Origin of the sequence: Falsiroseomonas ponticola (genome assembly GCF_016805305.1) — a bacterium.
Classification (GTDB): Bacteria; Pseudomonadota; Alphaproteobacteria; order Acetobacterales; family Acetobacteraceae; genus Falsiroseomonas; species Falsiroseomonas ponticola.
Map to the genome: position 1 here is coordinate 939264 of NZ_JAERQN010000001.1, position 25561 is coordinate 964824.

25 protein-coding genes are annotated in these 25561 nt (G+C 71.8%); 16 read left to right on the forward strand and 9 right to left on the reverse strand.

Going from position 1 to position 25561, the window contains the following annotated elements; all coding sequences use genetic code 11:
* Positions 1–3: 3 nt before the first annotated feature.
* The 7 genes from JJI54_RS04530 to JJI54_RS04560 all read left to right on the forward strand — a co-directional run bounded on the left by JJI54_RS04530 (position 4) and on the right by JJI54_RS04560 (position 10999).
* Positions 4–2013 (forward strand): chemotaxis protein CheA, encoded by a 2010-nt coding sequence (locus JJI54_RS04530; protein ID WP_203071332.1) that lies wholly within the window; start codon positions 4–6, stop codon positions 2011–2013.
* Between the two features lie 125 nt (positions 2014–2138).
* Positions 2139–5210, forward strand: a complete 3072-nt coding sequence (locus tag JJI54_RS32915; protein ID WP_203071334.1) for a methyl-accepting chemotaxis protein — start codon at positions 2139–2141, stop codon at positions 5208–5210.
* Between the two features lie 84 nt (positions 5211–5294).
* Complete coding sequence (locus JJI54_RS04540) at positions 5295–5834, forward strand: chemotaxis protein CheW (protein ID WP_226381366.1); 540 nt, start codon at positions 5295–5297, stop codon at positions 5832–5834.
* Between the two features lie 28 nt (positions 5835–5862).
* Positions 5863–8430 carry a methyl-accepting chemotaxis protein gene (locus JJI54_RS32920; RefSeq protein ID WP_203071336.1) on the forward strand — a complete coding sequence of 856 codons (2568 nt, stop codon included), beginning with the start codon at positions 5863–5865 and terminating at the stop codon, positions 8428–8430.
* A gap of 3 nt (positions 8431–8433) precedes the next feature.
* Positions 8434–9291, forward strand: coding sequence for a CheR family methyltransferase (locus JJI54_RS04550; RefSeq protein WP_203071338.1), 858 nt, complete (start codon positions 8434–8436; stop codon positions 9289–9291).
* Positions 9288–9923: a chemotaxis protein gene (locus JJI54_RS04555; protein ID WP_203071340.1), complete on the forward strand. Its 636-nt coding sequence runs from the start codon at positions 9288–9290 to the stop codon at positions 9921–9923. Before JJI54_RS04550 ends, JJI54_RS04555 begins: the two co-directional genes overlap by 4 nt.
* A gap of 17 nt (positions 9924–9940) precedes the next feature.
* On the forward strand, positions 9941–10999 hold the full coding sequence (locus JJI54_RS04560) for a protein-glutamate methylesterase/protein-glutamine glutaminase (RefSeq protein WP_203071341.1): 1059 nt from the start codon (positions 9941–9943) through the stop codon (positions 10997–10999).
* Positions 11000–11071: 72 nt separating this feature from the next.
* On the opposite strand, the gene JJI54_RS04565 is transcribed toward JJI54_RS04560, so the two are convergent.
* Positions 11072–12064 (reverse strand): NAD(P)-dependent oxidoreductase, encoded by a 993-nt coding sequence (locus JJI54_RS04565; protein ID WP_226381367.1) that lies wholly within the window; start codon positions 12062–12064, stop codon positions 11072–11074.
* A 43-nt stretch (positions 12065–12107) separates the two neighbouring features.
* Here JJI54_RS04565 and JJI54_RS04570 point away from each other — a divergent pair, with 43 nt between their 5' ends.
* Positions 12108–12959 carry an amidohydrolase family protein gene (locus JJI54_RS04570; RefSeq protein WP_203071343.1) on the forward strand — a complete coding sequence of 284 codons (852 nt, stop codon included), beginning with the start codon at positions 12108–12110 and terminating at the stop codon, positions 12957–12959.
* On the opposite strand, the gene JJI54_RS04575 is transcribed toward JJI54_RS04570, so the two are convergent.
* The 8 genes from JJI54_RS04575 to hslV form a co-directional block, all read right to left on the reverse strand.
* Complete coding sequence (locus tag JJI54_RS04575) at positions 12944–13957, reverse strand: sensor histidine kinase (RefSeq protein ID WP_203071345.1); 1014 nt, start codon at positions 13955–13957, stop codon at positions 12944–12946. The two genes, JJI54_RS04570 and JJI54_RS04575, sit on opposite strands and share 16 nt — an antisense overlap.
* A 119-nt stretch (positions 13958–14076) precedes the next feature.
* Positions 14077–14850, reverse strand: a complete 774-nt coding sequence (locus tag JJI54_RS04580) for an FTR1 family protein (protein ID WP_203071347.1) — start codon at positions 14848–14850, stop codon at positions 14077–14079.
* A 141-nt stretch (positions 14851–14991) separates the two neighbouring features.
* Positions 14992–17091, reverse strand: a complete 2100-nt coding sequence (locus tag JJI54_RS04585; protein WP_203071349.1) for a DUF4214 domain-containing protein — start codon at positions 17089–17091, stop codon at positions 14992–14994.
* Between the two features lie 176 nt (positions 17092–17267).
* The gene (locus JJI54_RS04590) at positions 17268–18089 is read right to left on the reverse strand and encodes an EcsC family protein (protein WP_203071351.1); all 822 of its coding nucleotides are present in this window, start codon (positions 18087–18089) and stop codon (positions 17268–17270) included.
* Between the two features lie 54 nt (positions 18090–18143).
* Positions 18144–18536, reverse strand: a complete 393-nt coding sequence (locus JJI54_RS04595; protein WP_203071353.1) for a type II toxin-antitoxin system death-on-curing family toxin — start codon at positions 18534–18536, stop codon at positions 18144–18146.
* Positions 18533–18757: an AbrB/MazE/SpoVT family DNA-binding domain-containing protein gene (locus JJI54_RS04600; protein ID WP_203071355.1), complete on the reverse strand. Its 225-nt coding sequence runs from the start codon at positions 18755–18757 to the stop codon at positions 18533–18535. The genes JJI54_RS04595 and JJI54_RS04600 overlap by 4 nt, the downstream gene beginning before the upstream one ends.
* Positions 18758–18820: 63 nt before the next feature.
* Positions 18821–20146 (reverse strand): ATP-dependent protease ATPase subunit HslU, encoded by a 1326-nt coding sequence (gene hslU / locus JJI54_RS04605; RefSeq protein ID WP_203071357.1) that lies wholly within the window; start codon positions 20144–20146, stop codon positions 18821–18823.
* Positions 20143–20706 carry an ATP-dependent protease subunit HslV gene (gene hslV, locus JJI54_RS04610; RefSeq protein ID WP_203071359.1) on the reverse strand — a complete coding sequence of 188 codons (564 nt, stop codon included), beginning with the start codon at positions 20704–20706 and terminating at the stop codon, positions 20143–20145. Before hslV ends, hslU begins: the two co-directional genes overlap by 4 nt.
* Before the next feature lie 162 nt (positions 20707–20868).
* Between hslV and hisB the strand changes: the two genes are divergently transcribed.
* The 8 genes from hisB (at position 20869) to JJI54_RS04650 (ending at position 25528) form a co-directional block, all read left to right on the forward strand.
* Positions 20869–21465: an imidazoleglycerol-phosphate dehydratase HisB gene (gene hisB / locus JJI54_RS04615; RefSeq protein ID WP_203071361.1), complete on the forward strand. Its 597-nt coding sequence runs from the start codon at positions 20869–20871 to the stop codon at positions 21463–21465.
* A 2-nt stretch (positions 21466–21467) separates the two neighbouring features.
* Positions 21468–21878: a DUF2628 domain-containing protein gene (locus JJI54_RS04620; protein WP_203071363.1), complete on the forward strand. Its 411-nt coding sequence runs from the start codon at positions 21468–21470 to the stop codon at positions 21876–21878.
* Positions 21875–22528: an imidazole glycerol phosphate synthase subunit HisH gene (gene hisH, locus JJI54_RS04625; protein ID WP_203071365.1), complete on the forward strand. Its 654-nt coding sequence runs from the start codon at positions 21875–21877 to the stop codon at positions 22526–22528. Before JJI54_RS04620 ends, hisH begins: the two co-directional genes overlap by 4 nt.
* Positions 22525–23112 carry a GNAT family N-acetyltransferase gene (locus JJI54_RS04630; protein ID WP_203071367.1) on the forward strand — a complete coding sequence of 196 codons (588 nt, stop codon included), beginning with the start codon at positions 22525–22527 and terminating at the stop codon, positions 23110–23112. Before hisH ends, JJI54_RS04630 begins: the two co-directional genes overlap by 4 nt.
* A gap of 5 nt (positions 23113–23117) precedes the next feature.
* The gene (gene hisA, locus JJI54_RS04635) at positions 23118–23846 is read left to right on the forward strand and encodes a 1-(5-phosphoribosyl)-5-[(5-phosphoribosylamino)methylideneamino]imidazole-4-carboxamide isomerase (protein WP_203071369.1); all 729 of its coding nucleotides are present in this window, start codon (positions 23118–23120) and stop codon (positions 23844–23846) included.
* An 8-nt stretch (positions 23847–23854) separates the two neighbouring features.
* The gene (locus JJI54_RS04640; protein ID WP_203071371.1) at positions 23855–24040 is read left to right on the forward strand and encodes a hypothetical protein; all 186 of its coding nucleotides are present in this window, start codon (positions 23855–23857) and stop codon (positions 24038–24040) included.
* A 94-nt stretch (positions 24041–24134) separates the two neighbouring features.
* Positions 24135–24905 carry an imidazole glycerol phosphate synthase subunit HisF gene (hisF, locus tag JJI54_RS04645; protein ID WP_203071372.1) on the forward strand — a complete coding sequence of 257 codons (771 nt, stop codon included), beginning with the start codon at positions 24135–24137 and terminating at the stop codon, positions 24903–24905.
* On the forward strand, positions 24905–25528 hold the full coding sequence (locus JJI54_RS04650; protein WP_226381368.1) for a phosphoribosyl-ATP diphosphatase: 624 nt from the start codon (positions 24905–24907) through the stop codon (positions 25526–25528). The genes hisF and JJI54_RS04650 overlap by 1 nt, the downstream gene beginning before the upstream one ends.
* Positions 25529–25561: the final 33 nt, after the last annotated feature.

Sequence of the window (25561 nt, forward strand, 5' to 3'; positions counted from 1 at the left end):
GCCATGAGCTTCGACCACCTCCGCGCGACCTACTTCGAGGAAAGCGCCGAGCTTCTCGAAAGCGCCTATGCGCAGCTCTCGGCCCTGGCCGAGGATCGCGCGGATGGTGACACGCTGCATGCGCTGTTCCGCGCGATCCATTCCATCAAGGGCGGCGGCGGCGCCTTCGGCTTCACCCGCCTGGTCGGCCTGGCGCATGTCATGGAGACGCTGCTGGACCGCATGCGGGATGGCAGCCTGGCGGCCACGCCGGATCGCGTGGCGCTGCTGCTGAAGGCGACGGATGCGCTGGCGGATTTCCTCGGCGCGGAGCAGCGGGAGGACGCGATGCCCGCCGGTGCGGAGGATGCGCTGATCGCGGCGCTGGGCGCGATGGTGGAGGCGCCTGGCAACGGCGCGCCGCCACCGGCCATGGCGGAGGCCGCCGCGCCCGCCGCGAAGCCCGGCACCGGCTGGCGGATTCTCTTCCGCCCGCATGCCGCGCTGTTCAGGCACGCCAACGAACCGCTGCTGCTGATCCGCGCGCTGCGCGCGCTCGGCCCCCTCGCCGTCACGCCGCTGCTGGACCGCCTGCCGGGGCTGGAGGCGCTGGAGCCGGAGGATGCGGTCCTCGCCTGGACGCTCGACCTCGCCGCCCCCGTCCCGCGCGGGCAGGTGGAGGAGATCTTCGAATTCGTCGTCGATGACTGCGATCTCGCGATCGAACCGCTGGTCCCCGCCGTGGAGCAGCCCGTGCTGGCCGAGGCGCAGGCGCAGGCCGCGGCCCCGCCCGCCGGGGCCCGGGCGGAGCAGCCGGCCGCCGTGCAATCGGTGCGCGTGGACGTCGCGAAGGTGGACCGCCTGGTCAACCTGGTGGGGGAGCTGGTGATCAACCAGGCCATGCTCCTCCAGCTCGGCAGCGCCGTGCCGCCGGAGGTCTGCCCCGGCCTGGTCGCGGGGCTGGAGACGCTGTCGCAGCACCTGCGCGAATTGCAGGAAGGCGTCATGGCCATCCGCACCCAGCCCGTGAAATCCGTCTTCTCCCGCATGCCGCGGCTGGTGCGGGAACTCTCGGCCCAGCTCGGCAAGGAAGTGCGCCTGGTCGTGACCGGGGAGGCGACGGAGATCGACAAGACCGTCGTCGAGCAGCTGGCCGATCCCCTCACGCATCTGCTGCGCAACGCGCTCGACCACGGGCTGGAAGCGCCGGACCAGCGCGAGGCCGCGGGCAAGCCGCGCCAGGGCACCGTGCATCTCTCCGCCGAGCAGCGCGGCGGCCGCATCCTGATCGAGCTGAGCGACGATGGCCGCGGCATCGACCGCGCGCGCGTCCTGGCCCGGGCACGGGAACGCGGCATCGTCGCCTCCGATGCCGTGCTGACGGATGCGGAGATCGACGAGCTGATCTTCATGCCGGGCTTCTCCACCGCGGCCGTCGTCTCCGCCGTCTCCGGCCGCGGTGTCGGCATGGATGTCGTGCGGCGGAACATCCAGTCCCTCGGCGGCCGCATCACAGTGGAATCGCGCCTGGGCGAGGGGTCGCGCTTCGTCCTCTCCCTGCCGCTGACGCTGGCGGTGATGGATGGGCTCGTCGTCTCCGTCGGGCGGGAAGCCTATATCCTCCCGATCTCCGCCATCGTCGAAAGCCTCCGCCCGCGGCCGCAGGACATCCATGATGTCGTCGGCCGCGGCCAGGTCCTTTCCATCCGCGGCGCCTACATCCCGCTGCTGGCGCTGCACCGCGTCTTCGGCGTGGCCGATGCGGTCACCGACCCGTCGCGCGGCATCGTCGTGATCGCGGAGACGGACCATGCCGGCCGCATCGGGCTGCTGGTCGATGACCTCGTCGGCCAGCACCAGGTCGTGGTGAAGAGCATGGAGGAGAATTACGGCCCCATCCCCGGCATCGGCGGCGCCACGATCCTCGGCAATGGCCGCGTCGCGCTGATCCTGGATGTCGCGGGGCTGGCGGAGCCGGCGGAGCGCACGCGCGCCGCGCGCCCATCCGCGATGCCTGCCGCCGCGCTGCACTGAATGCGCGGAGGCCGCGCGCCGGCGAACGGGCCGCAGGGCCCGCATCGTCCTGTCCACCCCACTGCCTGCCCTGCCGGACGCCGCAAAGGCGCCGGCCCAACAGAAGACCAATGAGGAAGAAAACCATGTTCATGGGACGAGCGGCGAGGGCCCTGCTGCCCGCCGGCTTCACCGATCGCCGATCCGGCCGCGACCGGCGCGCCACGATGCGCAGCCTGCTGGCCGCCCAGGCGGCCTTCCAGCGGACGCAGCCGATGCTGACCCTGGCGGCGGATGGCGAGGTGCTGGAAGCCAATGACCGCTTCGCCGCGCTGCTCGGCCTGGCGCCGGAGGCGCTGGTCGGCCGCGCCCATGCCGCGCTGCTGACGCGCGCGGAGCGTGACGGCGCCGACCATCGCCGCTTCCGCGATGCGCTGGGGCGCGGCGAAGACGCGGTGGCGCGGCTGTGGCACCTCGGCGGCAATGGCGGCGACGTGCTGCTGGAACTCTCGGCCGCGGTGATGGCGGCGGAGTCTGGCAGCCCGCCCTCCATCGCCATCCTCGCGCGGGATGTCACCGCGGTGGCGGCGGCGGAGGCCCGCGCCCTGGCGGATCGCGCCATGGTCACGGCCTGCGCCCTGCCGACGATCCTGGTCGATGACGATTTCGCCGTGGTGGAGATGAACGATGCCGCCCGCGCCATGCTGCGGCAGCATGAGGCCGGCTTCCGCGCCCTGTGGCGGGAGACGGAGGCCACCCGGCTGCCGGGCACGCGGCTCGAGGGCCTACCGCGCGAACTGGCCGCCTGCCGCCGCGGCACGGAGCGTGCGGAGATCGATGTGGGGGAGGCGCGGTTCGGCGTCTCCGTCACCGCGCTGGACGGCGTCCCCCGCCGCCTGGTCGAGTGGCAGGAGGTGACGCAGGCCGCGGCGCTCCGCCGCCGGATTGCCGCGCTGGACCGCACCATGGCGTCCATCGAATTCGGGCTGGATGGCCGGATCCTCCACGCCAACGCGAATTTCCTGGCGCTGCTCGGCTACACGCTGGAGGAGATCCGCGGCCAGCACCATTCGCTGTTCATCGAGGCCGCCGAACGCCAGGGCCCGGCCTACCGCGCCTTCTGGGAGAAGCTGGCCCGCGGCGAATACGATGCCGGCCGCTATCGCCGCATCGCCAAGGGCGGGCGGGAGGTCTGGATCCAGGCGAGCTACAACCCCGTGCTGGATTCGGATGGCAAGCCCCTCCGCATCGTCAAATACGCCGCCGACGTGACCGCGGCCTGCGAGCGTGAGGCGGATGCCGCCGGGCGCCTCACCGCCATCGACAAGGTCATGGCGGTCATCGAGTTCACGCTGGATGGCCGCGTCCTCGACGCCAACGCCAACTTCCTCTCGACCCTCGGCTACACGCTGGAGGAGATCCGCGGCCAGCACCATTCGCTGTTCGTCGATGCGGGCGAACGCCAGGGGCCGGCCTACCGTGCCTTCTGGGAGAAGCTGGCCCGCGGCGAATACGATGCCGGCCGCTATCGCCGCATCGCCAAGGGCGGGCGCGAGGTCTGGATCCAGGCGAGCTACAACCCCGTCCTCAACGCCAATGGCAAGCCCGTCAAGGTGGTGAAGTACGCCACGGACGTCACCGCCGCCGCGCTGCAGGAAGCCGATCTGCGCGGCCAGATCGCCGCCATCGACAAGGCGCAGGCGGTGATCGAGTTCAGCCTGGATGGCCGCGTGCTGACGGCGAACGCGAACTTCCTGGCGACGCTCGGCTACACGCTGGACCAGGTGCGCGGCCAGCACCATTCGATGTTCGTCGATGCGGCGGAGCGCCAATCGCCCGCCTATCGCGCCTTCTGGGACAAGCTCGGCCGCGGCGAATACGATTCGGGCCGCTACCGGCGCCTCGGCCAGGGTGACCGCGAGATCTGGATCCAGGCCAGCTACAACCCGATCCTCGACCTCAACGGCCGCCCCTTCAAGGTGGTGAAGTATGCCAGCGACGTGACGGCCGAAGTGATGGCCGCGCGCGCGCTGGCCGTCACGGTCGGCAAGGCGGAGGAAGTCGTCACCGCGGCCCTCGCCAATGATTTCGTCCCGCGCGTGCCGACCGAGGGCGTGGAAGGCGCCGTCGCGCGCCTCGCCGGCGGCATCAACCGCATGGTGGACGGGATGGCGGAGCAGTTCCGCTTCGGGGAGGCGCTTCGCCTGGCGGTGAGCGAGACGCAGGACGTCGTCGGCGCCGCCCAGGCCAATGATCTGACGCGCCGCGTGCCGCTGGATGGCAAGGCCGGGGAGATCGGCGCGCTGTGCGGCGGGGTCAACGGCCTGCTCGACACCATGACGGGCGTGATGACCGCCATCACCGAAAGCTGCGGCACCATCAACGTCGCCTCGCGCGAGATCGCGGTCGGCAATGCCGACCTCTCGCAGCGGACGGAGGAACAGGCCTCGAGCCTGGAGGAGACCTCCGCGAGCCTGGAGGAGCTGACCAGCACGGTGAAGCAGAACGCGGAAAGCGCGCTGCAGGCGAACAAGCTGGCGGCCTCGGCCAGCGAGATCGCGACGCGCGGCGGCATGGTGGTGACGGAGGTGGTGCGGACGATGGACGGCATCACCCAGTCCAGCCGGAAGATCAGCGACATCATCGGCGTGATCGACGAGATCGCCTTCCAGACCAACATCCTGGCGCTGAACGCGGCGGTGGAAGCCGCCCGCGCCGGGGACCAGGGCCGCGGCTTCGCGGTGGTGGCGGCGGAGGTGCGCAACCTGGCGCAGCGCAGCGCCAATGCGGCGAAGGAGATCAAGGCGCTGATCTCCGACAGCGTGCAGAAGGTGGATAGCGGGTCGAAGCTCGTCGCCTCCGCCGGCCAGACGATGGACGAGATCGTCACCTCGGTGAAGCGCGTGACGGACATCATGGCGGAGATCTCGGCCGCCTCGCAGGAACAGTCGGCGGGGATCGAGCAGGTTAACGTCGCGGTCGTACAAATGGACAAGATCACGCAGCAGAACTCCGCGCTGGTCGAGGAAGCCGCCGCCGCCGCGAAATCCATGGAGCAGCAGACGGACGTGCTCATGCAGATGGTCTCCGCCTTCCGCCTCCATGAAGGCAAGGCCCCGCCGGCGACGGCGCAGGCGCCGCGCACCGAACCCGCGCCCGTGGCGCGGCGCGCGACGCGCGCGCCGAGGAAGGACGACGGGGATTGGCGGTCCTTCTGATGGCAAGCGGGCGACAGGTTCGAGACGTGGTGACGGGTTCGGGTGCCGGGCGGTCCGGCACCAGCCCCATGCGGGAAGGCTGAGATGCAGACGTCGATTCAGTCCCGGCCGGCCGGGATGGAAGCACAGCCCCGCGGGGCGATCATGGCCGCCGGGGCGGGCGGTGCGGCGCAGTACATCACCTGCACGCTGGATGCGGCGGAATACGGGATCGACATCCTGTCGGTGCGGGAGATCAAGGGCTGGTCGGAAACCACGGCCCTGCCGCACGCGCCGGCCTGGGTGCGCGGCGTGATCAACCTGCGCGGCACGATCGTGCCGATCCTCGATCTCCGCGCGCGCTTCGGGCTCGGCCCCACGGCGGCGACGGCGATGCATGTGGTCGTCATCATCCAGACGGCGACGCGCATGGCCGGGCTGCTGGTGGACAGCGTGTCCGACATCATCACCGTGGCGCCGGAGGATGTGCGCGCCGTGCCGGAGATCGGCACCGGCGTGCCGGAACGCCTGCTGGCCGGCCTGATCCCGCGCGAGGGCAGCATGGTCTCCCTCGTCTCTCTCGACAACCTCATCAACCTGCCGGACGCCGACCTGGCGCCGGGCCTCCCCGCAACCCTCTCCTGACCTCGTCAGCGAAGGAGTCACCATGTTCATGAGCCGGACGGTGCGGGCCCTGCTGCCCGCCAGCTTCACGGAGCGGCGCAGCGGAACCGACCGCCGCGCCTCGATGCGCGACATGGCGGCCATGATGGCCGCCATCGACCGGACGCAGCCGATGATGCTGCTGGGCGCCGATGGCGTGGTGCAGGACGCGAATGCGCCGCTCGCCGCGCTGCTGGGCGTGCCGGTGGAAGCGCTGGTGGGCCGGCCGCATGCGGCGCTGCTGCTGGAGGCGGAGCGCGATGGCGGCGCCTATCGCCGCTTCCGCGATGCCATCGCGGCGGCGCAGCCCGCGCAGGCCCGGCTGCGCCACCAGGCCGCGGGCGGCCAGGCGGCGGTGCTGGACCTGGTCGCGCAGTCGCTGGCGGCGGAACCCGGCCAGCCGGCGCGCCTCGTCGTGCTGGCGCGCGACGTGACGGAGGAGGCGAAGAGCCAGCATGTGGGCCAGTCGCTGGAGAAGGTCTCCGCCGCCATCATGATGGTGGACCGCGACTTCATCGTCACCCATGTCAACCGCACCACGACCGAGCTGCTGAAGCGCTACGAGACGCAGTTCCGCAAGATCTGGCCGAACTTCGTGCCGGAACGCATCGTCGGCATGTGCATCGATACCTTCCACCGCGACCCCGGCCACCAACGCCGCATGCTGGCGGACCCGTCGCGCCTGCCGCACCGCACCGACATCACCGTGGGCGATGTGCGCTTCGCCCTCACGGTCAATGCCAGCCACGCGGCCGATGGCAGCTATGACGGCAACATCCTGGAATGGCAGGAAGTGACGGCGCTGCGCACCCAGCAGGGGCAGCTCGCCGCCATCGACAAGGCGATGGCCGTCATCGAGTTCACGCTGGATGGCCGCGTCATCCATGCGAATGAGAACTTCCTCTCCGTCCTCGGCTATGCGCTGGAGGAGGTGCGCGGCCAGCACCACGCGATGTTCGTCGATGCCGCCTATCGCCAGAGCCCGGAATACAAGGCGTTCTGGGACAAGCTCGGCCGCGGGGAGTATGAGTCCGCGCAGTACCGGCGCATCGCCAAGGGCGGGCGGGAGGTCTGGATCCAGGCCAGCTACAACCCGATCCTCGACGCCAACGGCAAGCCCTTCAAGGTGGTGAAATACGCCACCGACATCACGGCGGCGAAGCTGCAGGATGCGGATTACCGCGGCCAGATCGCGGCGATCGACAAGGTGATGGCGGTGATCGAATTCGGCCTGGATGGCCGCATCCAGACCGCGAACCCGAACTTCCTGCAGACGCTGGGCTACACGCTGGATGAAGTCCGCGGCCAGCACCATTCCATGTTCGTCGAGGCCGCCTACCGCCAGGGCCCCGAATACCGCCTGTTCTGGGACAAGCTCGCGCGTGGCGAGAATGATGCCGGCCAGTACCGGCGGCTCGGCAAGGGGGGGCGTGAGGTCTGGATCCAGGCCAGCTACAACCCGATCCTCGACATGAACGGCAAGCCCTTCAAGGTCGTGAAATACGCCACCGACATCACCGCCCAGGTACAGGCGTCTGAAGCGCTGAAGCAGGCCGTGGCGCAGACCCAGGCGGTGGTGGGCGCGGCGCAGGCGAATGACCTCAGCCGCCGCGTGCCGCTGGATGGCAAGGTGGGGGAGATCGGGGCGCTCTGCGCCGGCATCAACGGGCTGCTCGACACCATGTCGGGCGTCGTCGCCGGCATCACCGAAAGCTGCGCCACCATCGCCACCGCCTCCCGCGAGATCGCGATGGGCAACACCGACCTCTCGCAGCGGACGGAGGAGCAGGCCTCGAGCCTGGAGGAGACCTCCGCGAGCCTGGAGGAGCTGACCAGCACGGTGAAGCAGAACGCGGAAAGCGCGCTGCAGGCGAACAAGCTGGCGGCCTCGGCCAGCGAGATCGCGACGCGCGGCGGCATGGTGGTGACGGAGGTGGTGCGGACGATGGACGGCATCACCCAGTCCAGCCGGAAGATCAGCGACATCATCGGCGTGATCGACGAGATCGCCTTCCAGACCAACATCCTGGCGCTGAACGCGGCGGTGGAAGCCGCCCGCGCCGGGGACCAGGGCCGCGGCTTCGCGGTGGTGGCGGCGGAGGTGCGCAACCTGGCGCAGCGCAGCGCCAATGCGGCGAAGGAGATCAAGGCGCTGATCTCCGACAGCGTGCAGAAGGTGGATAGCGGGTCGAAGCTCGTCGCCTCCGCCGGCCAGACGATGGATGAGATCGTGGGCTCCGTGAAGCGCGTGACGGACATCATGGCGGAGATCTCGGCCGCGTCGCAGGAACAGTCGGCGGGAATCGAGCAGGTCAACGTCGCCGTCGCGCAGATGGACAAGATCACGCAGCAGAACTCGGCCCTGGTCGAGGAAGCGGCCGCCGCCGCCAAGTCGATGGAGGAGCAGACGGAAGCCCTCTCCGGCATGGTCTCCGCCTTCGTGCTGAATGCGGAGGAAGCGCCGCCCGCCCCCAAGGGCCGCGCCGCGCCGCGCAGCGCGCCCCGGCCCGCCGCCCGGCCCGCCAAGGCCGCGCCGGCCAAGGCCGCGGCGGCGGATGACGAGTGGAAGGAGTTCTGATCCATGTCCGCCGCGGCAGCCCTGCCCGGATCCCCGGTCGCGGCCCTCATGCAGGACGTGATCCTGCATGACGAGGATTTCGTCGCCATCGCCGCCATGGTGCGCGAAGCGTCGGGCATCGTCCTCGGCCAGAACAAGCGGGACCTGGTGCATGGGCGGCTGCGGCGCCGGCTGCGCGCGCTCCGCCTCACCAGCTTCGCCGACTACCGCGCGATGCTGGATGGGCCGGAGGGCGCGGAGGAACGGGTCCGCATGATCAACGCGATCACGACGAACCTGACCGGCTTCTTCCGCGAACCGCATCATTTCGACGCGCTCGGCGACCGCGTGCTGCCCGCCCTGCCGCGGGACCAGCGGCGGCTTCGCATCTGGTCGGCCGGCTGTTCCTCCGGGGAGGAACCCTACAGCATCGCCATGACGCTGCACCGCGCCATGCCGGACCTCGAGGCCTGGGACGCGAAGGTGCTTGCCACCGACATCGACACCGACATGGTGGCGCATGGCGCGGCAGGACTCTACGGGATGGAACGCGCGGCGGCCATCCCGGCGGAGCTGCGGCGCGCCCATGTGCGCCGCGTCGATGCCTCCACCGTCGCCATGGGCGACGAGCTGAAGGAGCTGATCGCCTTCCGCTCGCTCAACCTGCTCGGCCCCTGGCCGATGCGCGGCCCCTTCGATGCGATCTTCTGCCGCAACGTCGTCATCTACTTCGACAAGCCGACGCAGCGCGTGCTGTTCGACCGCTTCGCGGAGATGCTGAAGCCCGGCGGCATCCTGTTCGTCGGGCATTCCGAAAGCCTCTACCGCGTCAGCGAACGGTTCACGCATCTCGGCCGGACCATCTATCGCAGGGTCCAATGAGCGCCGCCCTGGCGCTGCCGGGCCTTTCCCATGATGGCGCCGCGCTGCAGTCGCGCCTGCTGCTCGCGGGCGATCCGCTGCCCGGGCGGCGCGCGACGAAGGTCGGCCCGGGGGAGTTCCATGTGGCGGCGGAGGAGGAGGCGGTGATCGTCACGGTGCTCGGCTCCTGCATCGCCGCCTGCATCCGCGACCCCGTCGCGCGGGTCGGCGGGCTCAACCACTTCATGCTGCCGGTCGGCGTGGAGGGTGGCTGGGGCAAGGCGGCGGCCAGCCTGCGCTACGGCAATTTCGCGATGGAGCGCCTGGTGAATGAGCTGATGGCCCGCGGCGCCCGGCGCGACCGGATGGAGGTCAAGCTGTTCGGCGGCGCGCGGCTCGGCGCCAGCACGGATTCCGTCGGCCAGCGCAACATCGACTTCATCGAGGCCTATCTGCGCGCGGAGGGCATGGTCGCGGCGGTGCGGCACCTCGGCGGCACGCGCGCGCGCAGCGTCGTGTACCAGCCCGTCGAGGGCCGCGCCTATATGCGCCTGCTGCCGGAGGCGACGGAGACCGTCTCCGCCGTCGAGGGCCGCCTGCGCCGCCACCTCGCCACCCGGCCCGTGGCCGGCAGCATCGAGATCTTCGAATGAACGCAAGGACGCAGGCGATGCCGATCAGGGTGCTGGTGGTGGATGACAGTGCGCTGATCCGGCAGCTGTTGACGGAACTCCTCTCCGCCGCCCCGGGGATCGAGGTGGTGGGCACGGCGGGCGATCCGCTGGTGGCGCGGGAGAAGATCAAGGCGCTGTCGCCGGATGTCCTGACGCTGGACATCGAGATGCCGAAGATGGATGGCCTCAGCTTCCTGGAGAAGCTGATGGCGCTGCGCCCCATGCCGGTGGTGGTCGTCTCCACCCTGACGCAGAAGGGCACGGATGCGGCGTTGCGGGCCCTCGAACTCGGCGCCATCGACTATGTCGCCAAGCCGCTGCTGGATATCCGCAGCGGCATGACCGCGCTGGGTGAGGAGCTGGTCGCGAAGGTCCGCACCGCCGCGGCGGCGCGCCCGCGCGCGCGGGCGATGCGCGCCGTGCCCAGCGCGCCGCTGCAGGTGGATGCCAACCTCTCCACCGCCGGGCGCATCGTCGCGGTCGGCGCCTCCACCGGCGGGGTGGAGACCTTGCAGCAGCTGCTGCTGCAGATGCCCGCGACCGCGCCCGCCATCGTCATCACCCAGCACATGCCGGCGGGCTTCACCACCAGCTTCGCCAGGCGGCTCGACCAGCAATGCGCGATGACGGTGGTGGAGGCGACGGATGGCCGCCGCATCCTGCCCGGCCAGGTCTATATCGCGCCCGGCGCCCGGCACCTGGAGGTGACGCGCACCGGCGCGCATTACGCCTGCCGCCTGCATGATGGCCCGGCGGTGTCGGGCCATCGTCCCTCGGTCGATGTGCTGTTCCATTCCGTCGCCGCGGCGGCGGGGCAGAACGCCATGGGCATCATCCTGACCGGCATGGGGCGGGATGGCGCGAACGGGCTGCTCGCCATGCGCCGCGCCGGGGCGCGCACGCTGGGGCAGACGGAGGCGAGCTGCGTCGTCTATGGCATGCCCAAGGCCGCGATGCAGGCCGGCGCGGTGGAGCAGGAGATGACGGTGGATCAGCTGGCGCGGGAGATCGTGCGCGCGCGGGAGGCCGAGCCGGCCCGCCGCGGAGCGGCCTGACGGGCGCCGCGGAGCGGCCTGAACTGCACCGCGGAGCGGCCTGACGGGCGCCGCGCCGGCTGGCCCGGCCGATCAGCGCGCTTTCGCCCAGGCGGCGAAGCGCGTCGCCTGCTCCTCGTTCACCGCGCCATCCGGCATCTCCCCCCGCGCCAGCATGCCCACCTGGCGCACCGTGTCCATCGCCTGGTGCTCCGCCGCTTCGGGCGTGAGGCCGCCCACATGCGGCGTCGCCACCACATCGGGGCGCGCCGCCAGGCGCGGATTCGGCCGCTGGTCCGGCGCGCTGCCCACATCCATCGCGGCACCGCGGAGATGGCCACCCTCCAGCGCCGCTTCCAGCGCCGCCTCATCCACCAATTCGCCGCGGCTGAGATTCACCAGCAGCGCGCCGCGCTTCATCCGCGCGAAGGCCGCCGCATCCATCAGGTGCCGCGTCTCGGGGGTGGAGACGGCCAGCGGCATGACGACGTCGCTCATCGCCAGCAGCGCGTCGCGCGTCACTGCCTCCACGCCCTCGACCGGCGCATGGGGATCATGGACGACGACGCGCATGCCCATCGCCGTCGCGATGGGGGCGATGCGCCGCGCGATGCGCCCCCAGCCGATCAGGCCGAGCGTCCTGCCCTCCAGCTGCATCCCCATCCGCACCGCCGGCAGCGTGCCGTTGTGGTAGGCGGTGCTGCTGGCGGAGACGCCGCGCGCCAGGTCCACCATCATCCCGATGGCGAGTTCCGCGACGCTCGCCGTGAAGCCCGGCGTCGCGCGCGTCACCAGCACGCCGGCGGCGGAGGCGGCGGGCACATCGATGGTGGAGATGTCCACGGCCACGCGCAGGAAGGCCAGCAGCCCCGGCGCCGCGGCGAAGGTGGCGGGCAGGCCCGGCGTCGAACGGTCGGCCACGATGCAGTGGCAGCCCTCCGCCGCCCGGGCCAGCGCTTCGCCGGACAGCGGCGCGTCGCCGCTGTGCAGCACCACCTCCGCCACCTCGCGCAGCGCGGCCTCCGCCCGGGGCGGGTAGTAGCCGGCCCGCATCTCCGGCGTATGGGTCAGGAACACGCGCATCATGGACGTCTCGCCCTTTGGTTCTTCTGGTCCTAGCCTAGGGGGCATGAGCATGCCGCACGAGATCCCCTTCACCGCGGGCACCGCGCCCCCCCGCATCGCCGTGCCGCGTGGCGCGGTGGATTGCCACCATCACGTCTATGACGGGCGTGCGCCGGTGGCGCCGGGCGGGCGGCCGCATGCGGATGCGACGCTGGCCGACCATGCGCGGGTGCTGGCGCGGCTCGGCGTGGACCGGCATGTGCTGGTGCAGCCCTCCACCTACGGGCTCGACAACACGCTGCACCTGGAAGCGCTGCGCCAGGCCGGGCCGGCGCGGGCGCGGATGGTGGCGGTGGTGGCGCCGGATGCGCCGCTCGCCGATCTGCGCGCCATGGCGGCGGCGGGCGTGGTCGGCGCGCGCGCCAACCTGGTGCAGGGCATCCCGCTGAGCGTGGCGGATGTCGCGCCGCTCGGCCGGCGGCTGGCGGAGGTGGGCTGGCATCTCCAGCTCTACGCGACGCCGTCCATCATCGCCGGGCTCGGCCCCGTGCTGCGCGCGCTGCCCTGCCCCGTGGTCTTCGACCATTTCGCGCAGCTGCCGCTGTCCGGCTGGCAGGCCGATCCGGCCTGGGGCGTGGTGATGGAGCTGATGCAGGCGGGGCGCGGCTGGATGAAGCTCTCCTCCCCCTATGCGCTGGACCAGGCGCGGCCGGAGGCCGTGGGCGACCTGGCCCGCGCCCTGGTGAAGGCGGTGCCGGAGCGGCTGGTCTGGGGCACCAACTGGCCGCATCCCAACGCCACCACCATCCCGGACGACGCCGCGCTGCTGGACCGCCTGGCGGACTGGGCGCCGGAGGCCGCGGTGCGGGACGCGATCCTGGCCGGGAACCCCGCGCGGCTCTACGGCTTCGGCTGAGCGTCCGCCGCCGGCCCGGCCCAGCTCGCCATCGGGAAGCGCAGCTCCGCCCGCAGCCCCTCCGGCGTCCAGTCCAGCGCCTGCGTGCCGCCCAGGCGCCGGATCTGCGACTGGATCACCGCCATGCCGGTGCCCTTGCGCGCGGGCGGCGCGGCCAGCGGGGCGCCGCCCCGCTCCGCCCAGCGCAGCACCACCGCCGCGCCCTCGCACCGCGCCTCGATCCGCACCTCCCCGGTCGCGGCGGCCAGGGCGCCGTGCTTCGCGGCATTGGTCGCCATCTCGTAGAGGATCATCGCCACCGGCTGCACCGCATTCGGCACCAGGTCCGGCACCTCATCGACCTCCAGCGTCAGGTGGTCGCGATAGGCGGCGAGTTCGGAGGCGATCAGCAGCGCGAAGGCGGCCGGGTGCCGCGCCGCCTGGTCCAGCAGCGTCTGCGTGCGGGCGAGGGAGAGGATCCGCCCTTCCAGCCGCCGCTTGTAGTCCGGCACATCCGCCGCATCGGTCAGCCGCAGCAGCGCCTGCACGACGGAAAGCGTGTTGTTGGCGCGGTGGTTCACCTCCCGCACCAGCAGGGATCGGCGTTCCTCGGCCTCCGCCACATCGGTCACGTCGCGCAGCATGCCGACGATGTGGGTGCGCGCGCCGGGCGGGCCGAACATGCGGCCCAGGAACTCGATATGGCGGATGGCGCGGTCGGTCTGGCGGATGATGCGGACGCGCTCGCAATAGATGTCGCGGTTGCGTTCGCCGCGCAGGTCGGCCGCGAAGGTGGCGCGCGCGGATTCCAGGTCCTCGGGGTGGTAGCACTCCCAGAACCCCGTGCGGTCCACGGGCATGCCGGGCGGCGCCGGCAGGCCGAACATGGAGAAGGCGTTGGGGGTCACCACGACCTGGCCGGTCGCCACGTTGGATTCGAAGAAGGCGATGCCGAAATTCTCCATCGCCAGCCGTGCCCGTTCCCGTCCGGCTTCCGAGCCCAGGTCGAAGCCGATCATCCAGGCACCATGTCGCGCAGGCCGCCGCCCCCCAGATCCTTCCGGGGGCAATTCTACCAGCCCGCCTTCCACCCGGCCAGCAGCGGCGCCGGGGGGGCGCCCCACCCGGCCGCCCGGCCCTATTCCGCGGCCGCCGGCCCGGGGGCCGGCCGCCGCCGCGGCAGGAAGGCAACCGGCGCCAGGCACAGCACGAGGAGGAAGGCCACCAGCGCCTCCGCATTGTCCGGCAGGCCGATCGCCAGCAGCGCCGCCGGCAGGTCGATCGGCGTGAAGCCGATGAAGGCCTGTTCCTGCATCTCCTGCACCGCCGCGGCGGTGAAGCGCGCCGCCATCACCAGCAGGAACAGGCTGGTGCCGAGGAAGAGGGGCCGCAGCGGCAGGCGGCGCGTGCCGCGGCGGATCACCACCCAGAAGCCGGCCAGCACCGCCGCCGCCACCGCGGCCCCGGCCAGCACCGGCAGGGGCTGCTGTTCCGCGCCCAGCGCGGCCAGGAACAGCACCGTCTCCGCCCCTTCCCGGAACACGGCGAGGAAGCCGATCGCGGCGACGGCCAGCGCCACGCGCCGGCTTTCCAGCGCGCGGCCGGTGCGCTGCTTCAGCGCCTCCGACCAGGCGCGGGGGTCCGCATGCCGCGCCAGCCAGCCGCCGGTCCACAGCATCAGGGCCGCCGCCAGCAGGCAGGTGGCGGCCTCCACCCGGTCATCATGCTCCCCGCCCAGGAAGATGGCGTAGAGGATGGCGACGACGATGCTGGCGCCGAGCCCGCCCGCGGCGCCCCAGCCCAGCGCGGCCCCCCGTTCCGGCGCGGCACGGCCGATGAAGGCGGCCAGGGCGGCGAGGACCAGCACGGCTTCCAGCCCCTCCCGCAGCAGGATCAGGCCAGCATCGAGCATGAGGGACATCGGGACAGGGCCTTGTGCGATTGCGAGTCGTTCGCAACATAGGGCCCGGGCCGGGGGATTTCACGTGAAACAACCGCAAGCCGCGGCCCCGGGCTGGGCCCGGGACCGCGGCCGCGCATCGGGCGATGGCCGTCAGGCGATGGCGGAAACGCCCTCCGCCGCGCGGGTCTGCACGGCGGCCTGGAATTCCCAGAAATCGGCCAGCGCGGCGGCCAGGTCGGTGGTGGTGGCGCCCTGGGCGAACAGGCCGCCCCATTCCGCCAGCTCCGCCGCATCCGGCGCACGGCCGAGCGCACCCTGGTGCAGCAGCGTCGCCACCCCGGCCTCGTCCAGCCCGGCGATGCGGGACTGGTATTCCGCCGTCTCCGTCAGGGCGCGGGCGACATCCGCCGGCGTCCAGCCGCCATCGAGCTGCGCATCCAGCGCGCGCAGCTCCGCCAGCGTGGCCTCGCGGCCATAGGCCATCTGTACCAGGCCGGCGCCGAAGCTCATGCCCCAATCCGCGACGAAGGTGCCGCTGGCGGGGGTGGGCTGGGCGGCGAGGACATAGGGCTCCGTCGCCACCATCACCAGGAAGTCGGCGCGGTTGCTGGCCTCCAGCCGTTCCAGCAGCAGCGCGACGCCGCTTTCCAGCGGCGGCGCCCCGGCCGCGTTGGTCCAGGCCGCGGTGACGAAGTCCCGGTCATCGGCGATGGCGCCGATGCCGCCCTGCGCCAGGAAGCCCTCCGCCAGGTCGCGCGCCGAAATCCGCCCGGCATCCAGCGCATCCGCCGCCCAGCCGGTGCCGAGCAGGGAGGAATCGCGCCCCAGCACCATGTCGTGCAGCCGGTCGGCCAGCGCGGCATTGCCGCCGGGGCCGATCACCTCCCGCCCATCGGCGAAGCGGATCTCGCTGCCGCCGATGGTGGTGCTGCGGCCATCCGCGGTGGTCACCAGCGCAAGCTCGGGGCCCACCAGCGTGACCGTCGCCTGCTCCCGCAGCAGGGTGGTGGTGTCGATCCCGGCGGGCAGCGCGGGCTGCGGCGCGGGGGTGGGGGCGGGCTCCGGCACGGGTTCCGCCACCACGGGCGGCGCCGGCGCGACGACCGGCGGCGCGGGCTCCGCGACAGGCGGCGCGGGCTCCGCCACGGCCGGCGTCCCGATCGCCACCCCCGTCGCCGCGGTCCAGACCGGCAGGCCGGTGCTGTCCGTCACCGCATGGCCCTGGCCGGTGCGGTCGGCGCCCCAGAGCTTGCCGATGCCCCAGGCATAGTCGAGCACCGCGCCCACCGGCAGCGCCTGCCCGAAGCTGACCACCAGGCTGTCCGCATCCAGGATGGCGGCACCCGTGGCCTGCACGCGATCCCCGTTCGGCAACAGGGCGGACCAGCCGACGCCCGCGGCCGCATCCGCATCCAGCGCGGCGAAGCCCGCCGCGCCGTCATGCCGCACATCCACCTGCAGCCTCGTGGGCTCAAGCCGCGTCGCCGCCACCACCTGCGGCCCGTCGGAGGCGATGTTGCCGCCCGCGAGCGCCACCGGCGATCCCGGCTTCGCGAAGGCCGCGAATTCCTCCGCCGCCACGCGGGCGATGCGCCCCGCGATGATCAGCGCGTCGGAGGCCGAGATATGCGCGCCGCCATATTCCCGCGTCGCGTCGTTGCCGTCGTAATTGTCGAGATCGACATTGAGGTCCGGCGCCCGCGCCGCGATGCGCGCGTTGAAGGCGGGGTCGGCGGCCAGCGCCTCCATCGCCTGGCGGATCGCCTGGTGGCCGGCATCCGTGCCGTCGCCATAGGGATGCGCCGCGACATAGAGGTAGGGGATGTCCCGCCCCAGCACCTGGCGGACCAGCCCCGCATCCACCCGCATCGCCTCCGCCAGCGATGCCGCGGCAAGGCCCGGGTCGCGGCTGTCATATTCGCTGTGCAGCCAGACCATGGCGGTGGCGTCGCCCGGCCCCTCCGCCCGGTATTGCTGCATGCGGGCCAGGAAGAGCTGCTCCAGCTCCCCCGCCTGCCAGCCGCCGCTGGCGGTCGGGTCCATCCATTCGTCGAGGAAGGCCGTCGCGGGATAGGCGGTGTCGCCGCCCTGGCCGTCCCGGTCATAGACCAGGGTGACGCGGTCATTCACCCCGTCGAAGCCGAGCAGCCGCTCCACCTCCGTCACCAGCCGCCCCGCGCCGGCGAAGCCATCGAGTTCGGCGAGATAGGCGGCATTGGACTGGCCGCGAAGGATGAGGTCGAGCTGCAAGGCGGAAGGCCCCCGGTTGTTGGTTCCGGGGGGCAATGCCGCGCGCCCGTCATGGTTCGGCGCTCTGACGGGCTAGTGAGAATCAGCGCGGCAGGGGGCGGAACGTTGCGCGTCGGCGCGATCCTGCCGCGTCACGCCTGCGTGTGGCGCCGCCGCCGCGGCGGCGGCTGCCCCATTCAGGCCATGAAGCGGGCGTCGCGCGTGGCGGCGATCGCCTCATAGGCCGCCTTCACCGCCGCCGGCCCGTGCAGCCGCTCCAGCCGGCGCACGGTGAAATGCCCCTCCGCCACGGCGCGGAAATGCTCGAGGAAGGCGAGGTTGATGGCCGCCCCGCCCGCCGCGCCGATCAGCGGCGCCGCCTGGGCGGAGACCTTCAGCGCCACCGGCCCGCCGAAGCGCGCCGCGATGGGGCCGAGGAAGCCCGGCAGCAGCATCCCCGCCATGCCCTTGCCGACCGCGCCCTTCAGCGCCTCCGCCAGCGCGACGCGGACGGCGAAGTAGCCGGATTCGGCCGCGTCATCCCGCGCATCCCGCCCGCCCAGCGCGAAGACCTTTAGGCATTCGGCGGCCACGAGCGGATCGGCCAGGTCCTCCCCCTGTTCCGCCGCGATGGCGGCGATCTGGCGCAGCAGCAGGGTGGTGGAGACCGGCAGTTCCATCAGCGTGCCCGGCAGGCCGAGCGCGCCCCCCGCCGCGCCGCTGGCCGCCGCCAGGCCGCGGTGGAACCAGGCGGTGGGCAGCGGGGTCGGGTTGGCGCTGGGCGAGGCCTTGAGCGCCGCCTGCATGGCGCTGGACAGCGCCTTGCGCACCGCGCCGTCCAGCATGGACTGCACGCCGGATGGCAGGCGGGACCGCAGCGCCTCCACCGGCGTGCCGACCATGCCGGCGATGCGCGCGGCGAGCGAGACGGTCTCCAGCTGCGCCACGGCGCGGGCCAACTCGGCCTGCGCCTCGTCGCTCAGGGTGCTCGGCGGGGGAGGGGCGATGGTGAGGGACATACGGCACCATATGGGGGTTCGCGGCACGCGGCGCGACCGCGCTCGCGCGTGTTGTTACGCACGAGGCGCCGTATGGTCCCGCAGCCAGGTCGCGAATTCATCTTCCGAGAGGTCGCCGGCGGCGAGGTCGAGCATGGCGACCACGCAGTCCGCATCCCCCGCCGTCAGGTCGAGCCCGTTCAGGCCGAGGAAGACTTCGACCGCCACGAAGGCCGTGCGCTTGTTGCCATCCACGAAAGGATGGTTCCGCGCCAGGCCGAAGCCGAGCGACGCGGCCAGCCCGCAAAGGTCCGGCTCCCCATAGGTCGCCAGGTTGAAGGGGCGGGCCAGCGCGCTTTCCAGCAGGCCGAGGTCACGCACGCCCTCGCCCCCGCCATGCTCGGCCAGCTGGGCCTCGTGGATGGCAAGGGCGACCTGGAGCGTGATCCAGGTGACGCCGTCGGTCATTTCGCCAGCTCGCGCAGCACGGCGCGGCGCCGGTTCATGACGCGGCGCGCTTCCTCCATCTGCTTGTCGAATTCAGGATCGGCGCGCTTCAGCCGAAACCCGTCCGGCGCTTCCAGCAGATGGAGCGTGTCGCCTTCCGCCAGCCCGAGCTTGGCCAGCAACTCCTTCGGCAGCACCACCCCCACCGAATTGCCGATCGCGCGCAGCTTGAGGGTCGCCATGTCATCGCCTCCGTGGATACGGAGATTATAACGCGCCGACCCCACCCGTGTCCACGCCTGTTATTACAGGATGAAGCGCGAGAGGTCCGCGCTGCCCGCCAGCGGCGCCACGCGCGCCTTCACCAGCGCGCCATCCACCGTGATCGTCTCGCCGCCCCGGTCGGAGGCGGTGAAGGAGATCTCGTCCAGCAGCCGCTCCATCACGGTGGCGAGCCGCCGCGCGCCGATATTCTCGACCGTCGCGTTGATCTCGGCCGCCAGCTCCGCGATCGCATCCGTCGCGTCGCTGGTGATGTCGAGCGTGACACCCTCCGTCCCCAGCAGCGCGACGTACTGCTTCACCAGCGAATGCTCGGGCTCCGTCAGGATGCGGCGGAAATCGTCGCGCGTCAGGGCGGAGAGTTCGACCCGGATCGGCAGGCGGCCCTGCAGTTCCGGCAGCAGGTCACTCGGCTTCGCCTGGTGGAAGGCGCCGGAGGTGATGAAGAGGATGTGGTCCGTCTTCACCGGCCCGTGCTTGGTCGTGACCGTCGTGCCCTCGATCAGCGGCAGCAGGTCGCGCTGCACGCCCTCGCGGGAGACGTCGCCGCCGCGGAAGCCGCTTTCGCTGGTGCGGGCGCAGACCTTGTCGATCTCGTCGATGAAGACGATGCCGTTGTTCTCGGCGTTCGCCACGGCCTCGCGCGTCAGCGCCTCCTGGTCCAGCAGCTTGTCGGCCTCGTCCTTCAGGAGGGCCTGGCGGGCCTCGGGCACCGTCATCTTGCGGGGCTTCTGGCGGCCGCCGAACATCTTGCCCAGCATCTCCTGCATATTCTGCATCTGCAGGCCCTGGGCGCCGGGCAGGTCCATCATGCCGATCGGCATGCCGCCGGTGGTGTCGGCGACCTGCACCTCCACCTCCCGCGTCTCCAGCTGGCCTTCCCGCAGCATGCGGCGGAATTTCATGCGGGTCTCGCCGGAAGCGCCTTCGCCGACCAGCGCCGAGATGAGCTTCTCCTCGGCCGCCAGCTCCGCCTTGGCCTGCACGGATTTGCGCGAGTTCTCCCGCGTCTGCGTGATCGAAACCTCGACGAGGTCTCGAATGATGCTGTCCACGTCGCGGCCGACATAGCCGACCTCGGTGAACTTCGTCGCCTCCACCTTCAGGAAGGGCGCATTGGCGAGCTTCGCCAGGCGGCGCGCGATCTCCGTCTTGCCGCAGCCGGTCGGCCCGATCATCAGGATGTTCTTCGGCACCACCTCCTCCCGCAGCCCGGGGCCGAGCTGCTGGCGGCGCCAGCGGTTGCGCAGCGCGATGGCCACGGCGCGCTTGGCGTCGTTCTGGCCGACGATGTGGCGGTCGAGCTCGCTGACGATTTCCCGCGGGGAGAGGTTCACGGTTTCCGTCACGGCTCGATGGTCTCCAGCACGATGTTGCCGTTGGTGTAGACGCAGATGTCGGCGGCGATCTTCATGGCACGGCGGGCGACTTCCTCGGCCGGGACGCCCTCCACCGTCAGCAGCGCGCGGGCGGCGGCCAGCGCGTAATTGCCGCCGGAGCCGATGCCGATGACGGCGTCCTCGGGTTCCAGCACGTCGCCCTGGCCGGTCAGCAGCAGGGACCGCTTGGCGTCCGCCACGGCGAGCAGCGCTTCCAGCCGCCGCAGGTAGCGATCCGTCCGCCAATCCTTGGCGAGTTCGACGCAGGCGCGTTCCAGCTGGTCCGGGAAGCGTTCCAGCTTCGCCTCCAGCCGTTCCAGCAGGGTGAAGGCATCGGCCGTGGCGCCAGCGAAGCCGGCCAGGACCTTGCCCTGGGCGATGCGCCGCACCTTGCGCGCATTGCCCTTCACGACGGTCTGGCCCAGCGAGACCTGGCCATCCCCGGCCATCGCCACCCGCCCATCCTTGCGGACGCAGAGGATGGTGGTGCCGTGCCAGCCGAGGGGATCATGAGGGGAGTGTGTGTTCATGGCCCGCGCATGTGGCACCGGGGCAGTGCCAGTGCAATGCGAGCGGGAACGCCGGCGGCGCAGAACAGAAATGCAACACCTGAGGGCCGTCGGGGCGATTGTTGCCCCGCCGTCATCACCCGGCCGTGGACCCCGCCCGCCCTATCCGCTAGTGCAGCGCCCATGACGCGCACCGCCAGCATCGCCCGCGCCACCTCCGAAACCGATATCCGCCTGACCCTTGCCCTGGACGGCACCGGCCAGGTGGAGGTCGCGACCGGGGTCGGGTTCTTCGACCACATGCTGACCGCGCTCGCCCGCCATTCCCTGATGGACCTGACCGTCGCGGCCAGGGGCGACCTGCATATCGACGACCACCACACGGTGGAGGATGTCGGCATCGTGCTGGGCCAGGCGCTGCGCCAGGCGCTGGGCGACAAGCGCGGCATCCGCCGTTTCGGCCAGTGCCTGCTGCCGATGGACGAAGCGCTGGCCGAGGCCGCGATCGACATTTCCGGCCGTCCCTTCCTCGCCTGGTCCGTCCCCTTCCAGCGCCCGAAGATCGGCACCTTCGACACCGAGTTGGTCGAGGAATTCTTCCGCGCTTTCGCCTTCAACAGCGGGATCACGCTGCACGTCACCCTCAAGGCCGGCAGCAACGCCCACCATGTGGCGGAGGCCTGCTTCAAGGCGGTGGCCCGGGCGCTCCGGATGGCGGTGGAACCCGATCCGCGGATGACTGGAAAAATTCCCTCCACCAAGGGCTCGCTGGAGGGCTGATCGTGAAGCTCTACACCGTCCATGCGGCGCCGCCCCCGCCCCCCTCCTGGTCCGAGGGGCCGGAGGGTTGGCCGGAGCCCAAGGTGCGCCCGCCGGTCCTGGTGCCGGAAGGCTTCTCGCTGGCCGCCACCATCCTCGGCCCCTTCTGGTTCGCCTGGAACCGGCTGTGGTGGGAAGCCCTCGCCCTGCTGGTCCTGGTCATCGCCGCCGCCATCCTGCTGCCGGAACCCGTGCTGAGCGTCACCACCGTCGTCCTCCACCTGCTGGCGGGGTTCGAGGCGCGGGACCGCCTGCGCGCCCGCCTCGCGCGGATCGGCCTGCCGGAACGCGGCGTGGTGGTGGCGGACAGCCTCGATACCGCCTGGTTCCGCCTTGGCCAGCAGCGGCCCGACCTGGTGCGGAGCCTGCCGTGAGGATCGCCGTCATCGATCCGGGCTCGGGCAACCTCGCCTCCGTCACCCGCGCGCTGGAACGGGTCATCGGCGAAACGGGCGTCGCCGCGCAGGTCGCGGTGACGACCAGCGCCGCCGATGTTCGCGCCGCCGATCGCGTGGTCCTGCCCGGCCAGGGCGCCTTCGCCGCCTGCCGCCGGGGGCTCGATGCCCTGCCCGGCATGGTCGACGCCCTCACCGACAGCGTCATGACTCGCAAAAAGCCCTTCCTCGGCATCTGCGTCGGCATGCAGCTGATGGCGGAGCGCGGGCTGGAACATGGCGTGACGCCCGGCCTCGGCTGGATCGCGGGCGAGATCGCGCCGATGGACCCGCGCGACGAATCCGGCACCGCGCTACCCCTGCCGCAGATGGGCTGGAACGCGCTGGTGCTGGACCAGCCCGCGCATCCGCTGCTGGCGGGGCTGGCGCCGGGGGCGCATGCCTATTTCGTGCATTCCTACGCGCTGGCCGGCGGCAAGGCGGGCGAATTGCTGGCCAGCGCCACCTATGGCGGCAAGGTCCCGGCCATCATCGGCCGCGACAACATCGCCGGCACCCAGTTCCATGTGGAGAAGAGCAGCCTGGTGGGCTTGCGCATCCTCGCCAATTTCCTGCGCTGGACACCATGAGCCCGACCATCCAGCGCGGCGGCCAGCACAAGCTGGCGGTGGAGATCGTCACCGAACTCTCGGCCCATGACCTCGACGAACTCTGCGAGGCGACGAACGCCGCGATCATCGAGGGTGGCGGCTTCGGCTGGGTGCAGAGCCAGGACCGCGCCGCGCTGGCCCGCCACTTCAAGGGCGTGCTGCTGGTGCCGGACCGCACGCTCTTCGTGGCGCGGCTGGACGGCACCGTAGTCGGCAGCGCGCAGCTGGTCCGCCCGCCCCGCAACAACGAGGCCCAGGCCTTCGCCGCCCAGCTGACCCACGCCTATATCGCCCCCTATGCCCGCGGCCATGGCCTGGCGCGGCAGCTGGTCGAGCGCGTCGAGGAATACGCCGCCGGCACCGGCATCCGCGTGCTGAACCTCGACGTGCGGGAGACGCAGTCGAGCGCCATCGCGCTGTTCGAGGGCCTCGGCTACACGCGCTGGGGCACCCATCCCGCCTATGCGCGGGTGGAAAGCCGCACCGTCGCCGGCCATTTCTACCACAAGTTGCTGGAGCCCGGCCGCGGGCGCAGCACGGAAAGCCTGATCGGGGGCGGGTGACACCCATGGGTTTCGTTCTCTACCCCGCCATCGACCTCAAGGGCGGGCAGGTCGTGCGCCTCAAGCGCGGCGACATGGCGCAGGCGACCATCTATGCCGATGATCCCGGCGCGCAGGCGGCCAGCTTCGCCGCGCAGGGCTTCGCCTGGGTGCATGTCGTGGACCTCGACGGCGCCTTCGCCGGCAAGCCCGCCAACGTGGAAGCCGTGAAGCACATCATCGCCGCCGTGCCGGGGCTCTCCGTGCAATTGGGTGGCGGGATCCGGGACATGGCGACGGCGGAAGCCTGGCTCGCCGCCGGCGTCACCCGCATCATCCTGGGCTCCGCCGCCGTGAAGGACCCCGATTTCGCCCGCGCCGCCTGCCGCGCCTTCCCGGGCCGCGTGGCGCTGGGCATCGATGCGCGGGACGGCTTCGTCGCGACCGAAGGCTGGGCGGAAACCAGCGCCACCAACGCCGTCGATCTGGCAAAAGCCTTCGAGGGCTCGGGCGCGGCCGCCATCATCTACACCGACATCGCCCGCGACGGCATGCTGAGCGGCGTGAACGTCACGGCCACCGCGGCGCTGGCCCGCGCCGTCACCATGCCCGTCATCGCCTCCGGCGGCGTCGCCTCCACCGATGACATCGTGGCGCTGAAGGCGGAAGGCGTGGTCGCCGGCGCCATCCTCGGCCGCGCGCTCTATGACGGCCGCGTGGAACCCGCCGCCGCCCTGGCCCTCGCCGCCGCCTGAGCGCGGGCATGGCCGTCCCGCTGCAACTGGCGGAGACGGCCTGCTTCATCCTCGCGGCCTGGCTCGCGGTGCGGGTGCTGGCGCGGCTGCTGAAGGGGCGGGCGGTGCCGCTGCGGGACCGCAACCTGCGCGCCGCGCTGGTCCTGGCATTCGCCGGGCTGCTGCTGGGCTGGGTCCGCCAGATCATCGCTTGACCGGCGGCGCCCCAGGTTCCAATCACGCCCTGCCGCCGCCACCCGGCGCGGCCCCTGACAACCCTGGACATCCCGTCCCTGCGGAGCGCCCCCGGTGCTGGCCCTGCGCGTGATCCCCTGCCTCGACGTCAAGGACGGCCGCGTCGTCAAGGGCGTGAACTTCCTCGAACTCCGCGATGCGGGCGATCCCGTCGAGCAGGCGCGGATCTATGACCGCGAAGGCGCGGACGAGATCACCTTCCTCGACATCACCGCGAGCCATGAGGGGCGGGACACGATGCTCGACGTCGTCTCCCGCACCGCGGCGCAGGTTTTCATCCCGCTGACCGTGGGCGGCGGGGTGCGGGCGGTGGAGGCTATGCGCCGCCTGCTGCTGGCCGGCGCCGACAAGGTGTCCGTCAATTCCGCCTTCGTGTCGGACCCCGCGCTGGTGACACGCGGTGCGGAGGCCTTCGGCAGCCAGGCCATCGTCGTCGCGATCGATGCGCGGTCCTCAGGCGAGGGAAAGTGGGAGGTCTTCACCCATGGCGGCCGCCGCGGCACCGGGATCGACGCCATCGAGTGGATCCGGGAAGCCGAACGCCGCGGCGCCGGTGAGATCCTGCTGACCTCCATGGACCGGGACGGCACCCGCCAGGGCTTCGACCTCGGCCTGCTGCGCGCCGCGCGGGCGGCGGTCCGGCTGCCCATCGTCGCCAGCGGCGGCGTCGGCGCGGTGGAGCATTTCGTGGAAGGCGCAGGGGCCGGCGCCACGGGCCTGCTCGCCGCCAGCGTCTTCCACTACGGCCAGATGCGGATCGCGGAGGCGAAGGCCGCGCTGGAACAGGCGGGGCTGCCGGTGCGCCCGATGGCGGAGGCCGCGTGATGGGCAAGGCCGCGACCCCCAAGGCGAAGGCCCCGAAGCCCAAGGCCCCCAAGGCGAAGGCCCCGAAGGCGAAGGTCCCGAAGGCGAAGGTCCCCAAGGCCAAGATGCTGAAGGCCAAGCTGCCCAAGGCGAAGAAGAAGGCGCTGAAGGTGGCGGCCGCCCTGCCGCTGCCCCCCACCATCCCCGTCGCGCAGCAGCTCGCCATGCCCAAGGCCGCGAGCGCCGCCGGCGCCGGCGCGCTCGCCCCCTTCACGGTGGAGGGCGCGGAGGCCGCGATCCTCGACACGCTCTGGCGCACCGTGGAGGCGCGGCGCGCCGCCGGCGATGTGGAGCATTCGCACTCCGCCCGCCTGCTGGCGCGCGGCACCGCCAAGGTCGCCCAGAAGCTGGGGGAGGAGGCGGTCGAATGCGTGATCGAGGCGACGATGGGCAACCGCGCCGCGACCGTGCTGGAAAGCGCCGACCTGCTCTATCACCTCATGGTGCTCTGGGTGGATGCCGGCATCGCGCCGGCGGAGGTCTGGGCCGAACTCGCCCGCCGCCAGGGCATTTCCGGCATCGCGGAGAAGGCGTCCCGCCCCAAGGGCCTGGTGCGCGCGGCGAATACCACCAAGCTGCCCTGACGGCGGGTTGCGCCTTCCCGGCACCGTCGCCAG

What these genes read in the sequence shown, in the direction of transcription:
- JJI54_RS04530 (WP_203071332.1), top strand. Translation starts at nt 4, where the DNA reads ATGAGCTTCGACCACCTCCGCGCGACCTACTTCGAGGAAAGCGCCGAG.
- JJI54_RS32915 (WP_203071334.1), top strand. Translation starts at nt 2,139, where the DNA reads ATGTTCATGGGACGAGCGGCGAGGGCCCTGCTGCCCGCCGGCTTCACC.
- JJI54_RS04540 (WP_226381366.1), top strand. Translation starts at nt 5,295, where the DNA reads ATGCAGACGTCGATTCAGTCCCGGCCGGCCGGGATGGAAGCACAGCCC.
- JJI54_RS32920 (WP_203071336.1), top strand. Translation starts at nt 5,863, where the DNA reads ATGAGCCGGACGGTGCGGGCCCTGCTGCCCGCCAGCTTCACGGAGCGG.
- JJI54_RS04550 (WP_203071338.1), top strand. Translation starts at nt 8,434, where the DNA reads ATGTCCGCCGCGGCAGCCCTGCCCGGATCCCCGGTCGCGGCCCTCATG.
- JJI54_RS04555 (WP_203071340.1), top strand. Translation starts at nt 9,288, where the DNA reads ATGAGCGCCGCCCTGGCGCTGCCGGGCCTTTCCCATGATGGCGCCGCG.
- JJI54_RS04560 (WP_203071341.1), top strand. Translation starts at nt 9,941, where the DNA reads ATGCCGATCAGGGTGCTGGTGGTGGATGACAGTGCGCTGATCCGGCAG.
- JJI54_RS04565 (WP_226381367.1), bottom strand. Translation starts at nt 12,064, where the DNA reads ATGATGCGCGTGTTCCTGACCCATACGCCGGAGATGCGGGCCGGCTAC.
- JJI54_RS04570 (WP_203071343.1), top strand. Translation starts at nt 12,108, where the DNA reads ATGAGCATGCCGCACGAGATCCCCTTCACCGCGGGCACCGCGCCCCCC.
- JJI54_RS04575 (WP_203071345.1), bottom strand. Translation starts at nt 13,957, where the DNA reads ATGATCGGCTTCGACCTGGGCTCGGAAGCCGGACGGGAACGGGCACGG.
- JJI54_RS04580 (WP_203071347.1), bottom strand. Translation starts at nt 14,850, where the DNA reads ATGCTCGATGCTGGCCTGATCCTGCTGCGGGAGGGGCTGGAAGCCGTG.
- JJI54_RS04590 (WP_203071351.1), bottom strand. Translation starts at nt 18,089, where the DNA reads ATGTCCCTCACCATCGCCCCTCCCCCGCCGAGCACCCTGAGCGACGAG.
- JJI54_RS04595 (WP_203071353.1), bottom strand. Translation starts at nt 18,536, where the DNA reads ATGACCGACGGCGTCACCTGGATCACGCTCCAGGTCGCCCTTGCCATC.
- JJI54_RS04600 (WP_203071355.1), bottom strand. Translation starts at nt 18,757, where the DNA reads ATGGCGACCCTCAAGCTGCGCGCGATCGGCAATTCGGTGGGGGTGGTG.
- hslV (WP_203071359.1), bottom strand. Translation starts at nt 20,706, where the DNA reads ATGAACACACACTCCCCTCATGATCCCCTCGGCTGGCACGGCACCACC.
- hisB (WP_203071361.1), top strand. Translation starts at nt 20,869, where the DNA reads ATGACGCGCACCGCCAGCATCGCCCGCGCCACCTCCGAAACCGATATC.
- JJI54_RS04630 (WP_203071367.1), top strand. Translation starts at nt 22,525, where the DNA reads ATGAGCCCGACCATCCAGCGCGGCGGCCAGCACAAGCTGGCGGTGGAG.
- hisA (WP_203071369.1), top strand. Translation starts at nt 23,118, where the DNA reads ATGGGTTTCGTTCTCTACCCCGCCATCGACCTCAAGGGCGGGCAGGTC.
- JJI54_RS04640 (WP_203071371.1), top strand. Translation starts at nt 23,855, where the DNA reads ATGGCCGTCCCGCTGCAACTGGCGGAGACGGCCTGCTTCATCCTCGCG.
- JJI54_RS04650 (WP_226381368.1), top strand. Translation starts at nt 24,905, where the DNA reads ATGGGCAAGGCCGCGACCCCCAAGGCGAAGGCCCCGAAGCCCAAGGCC.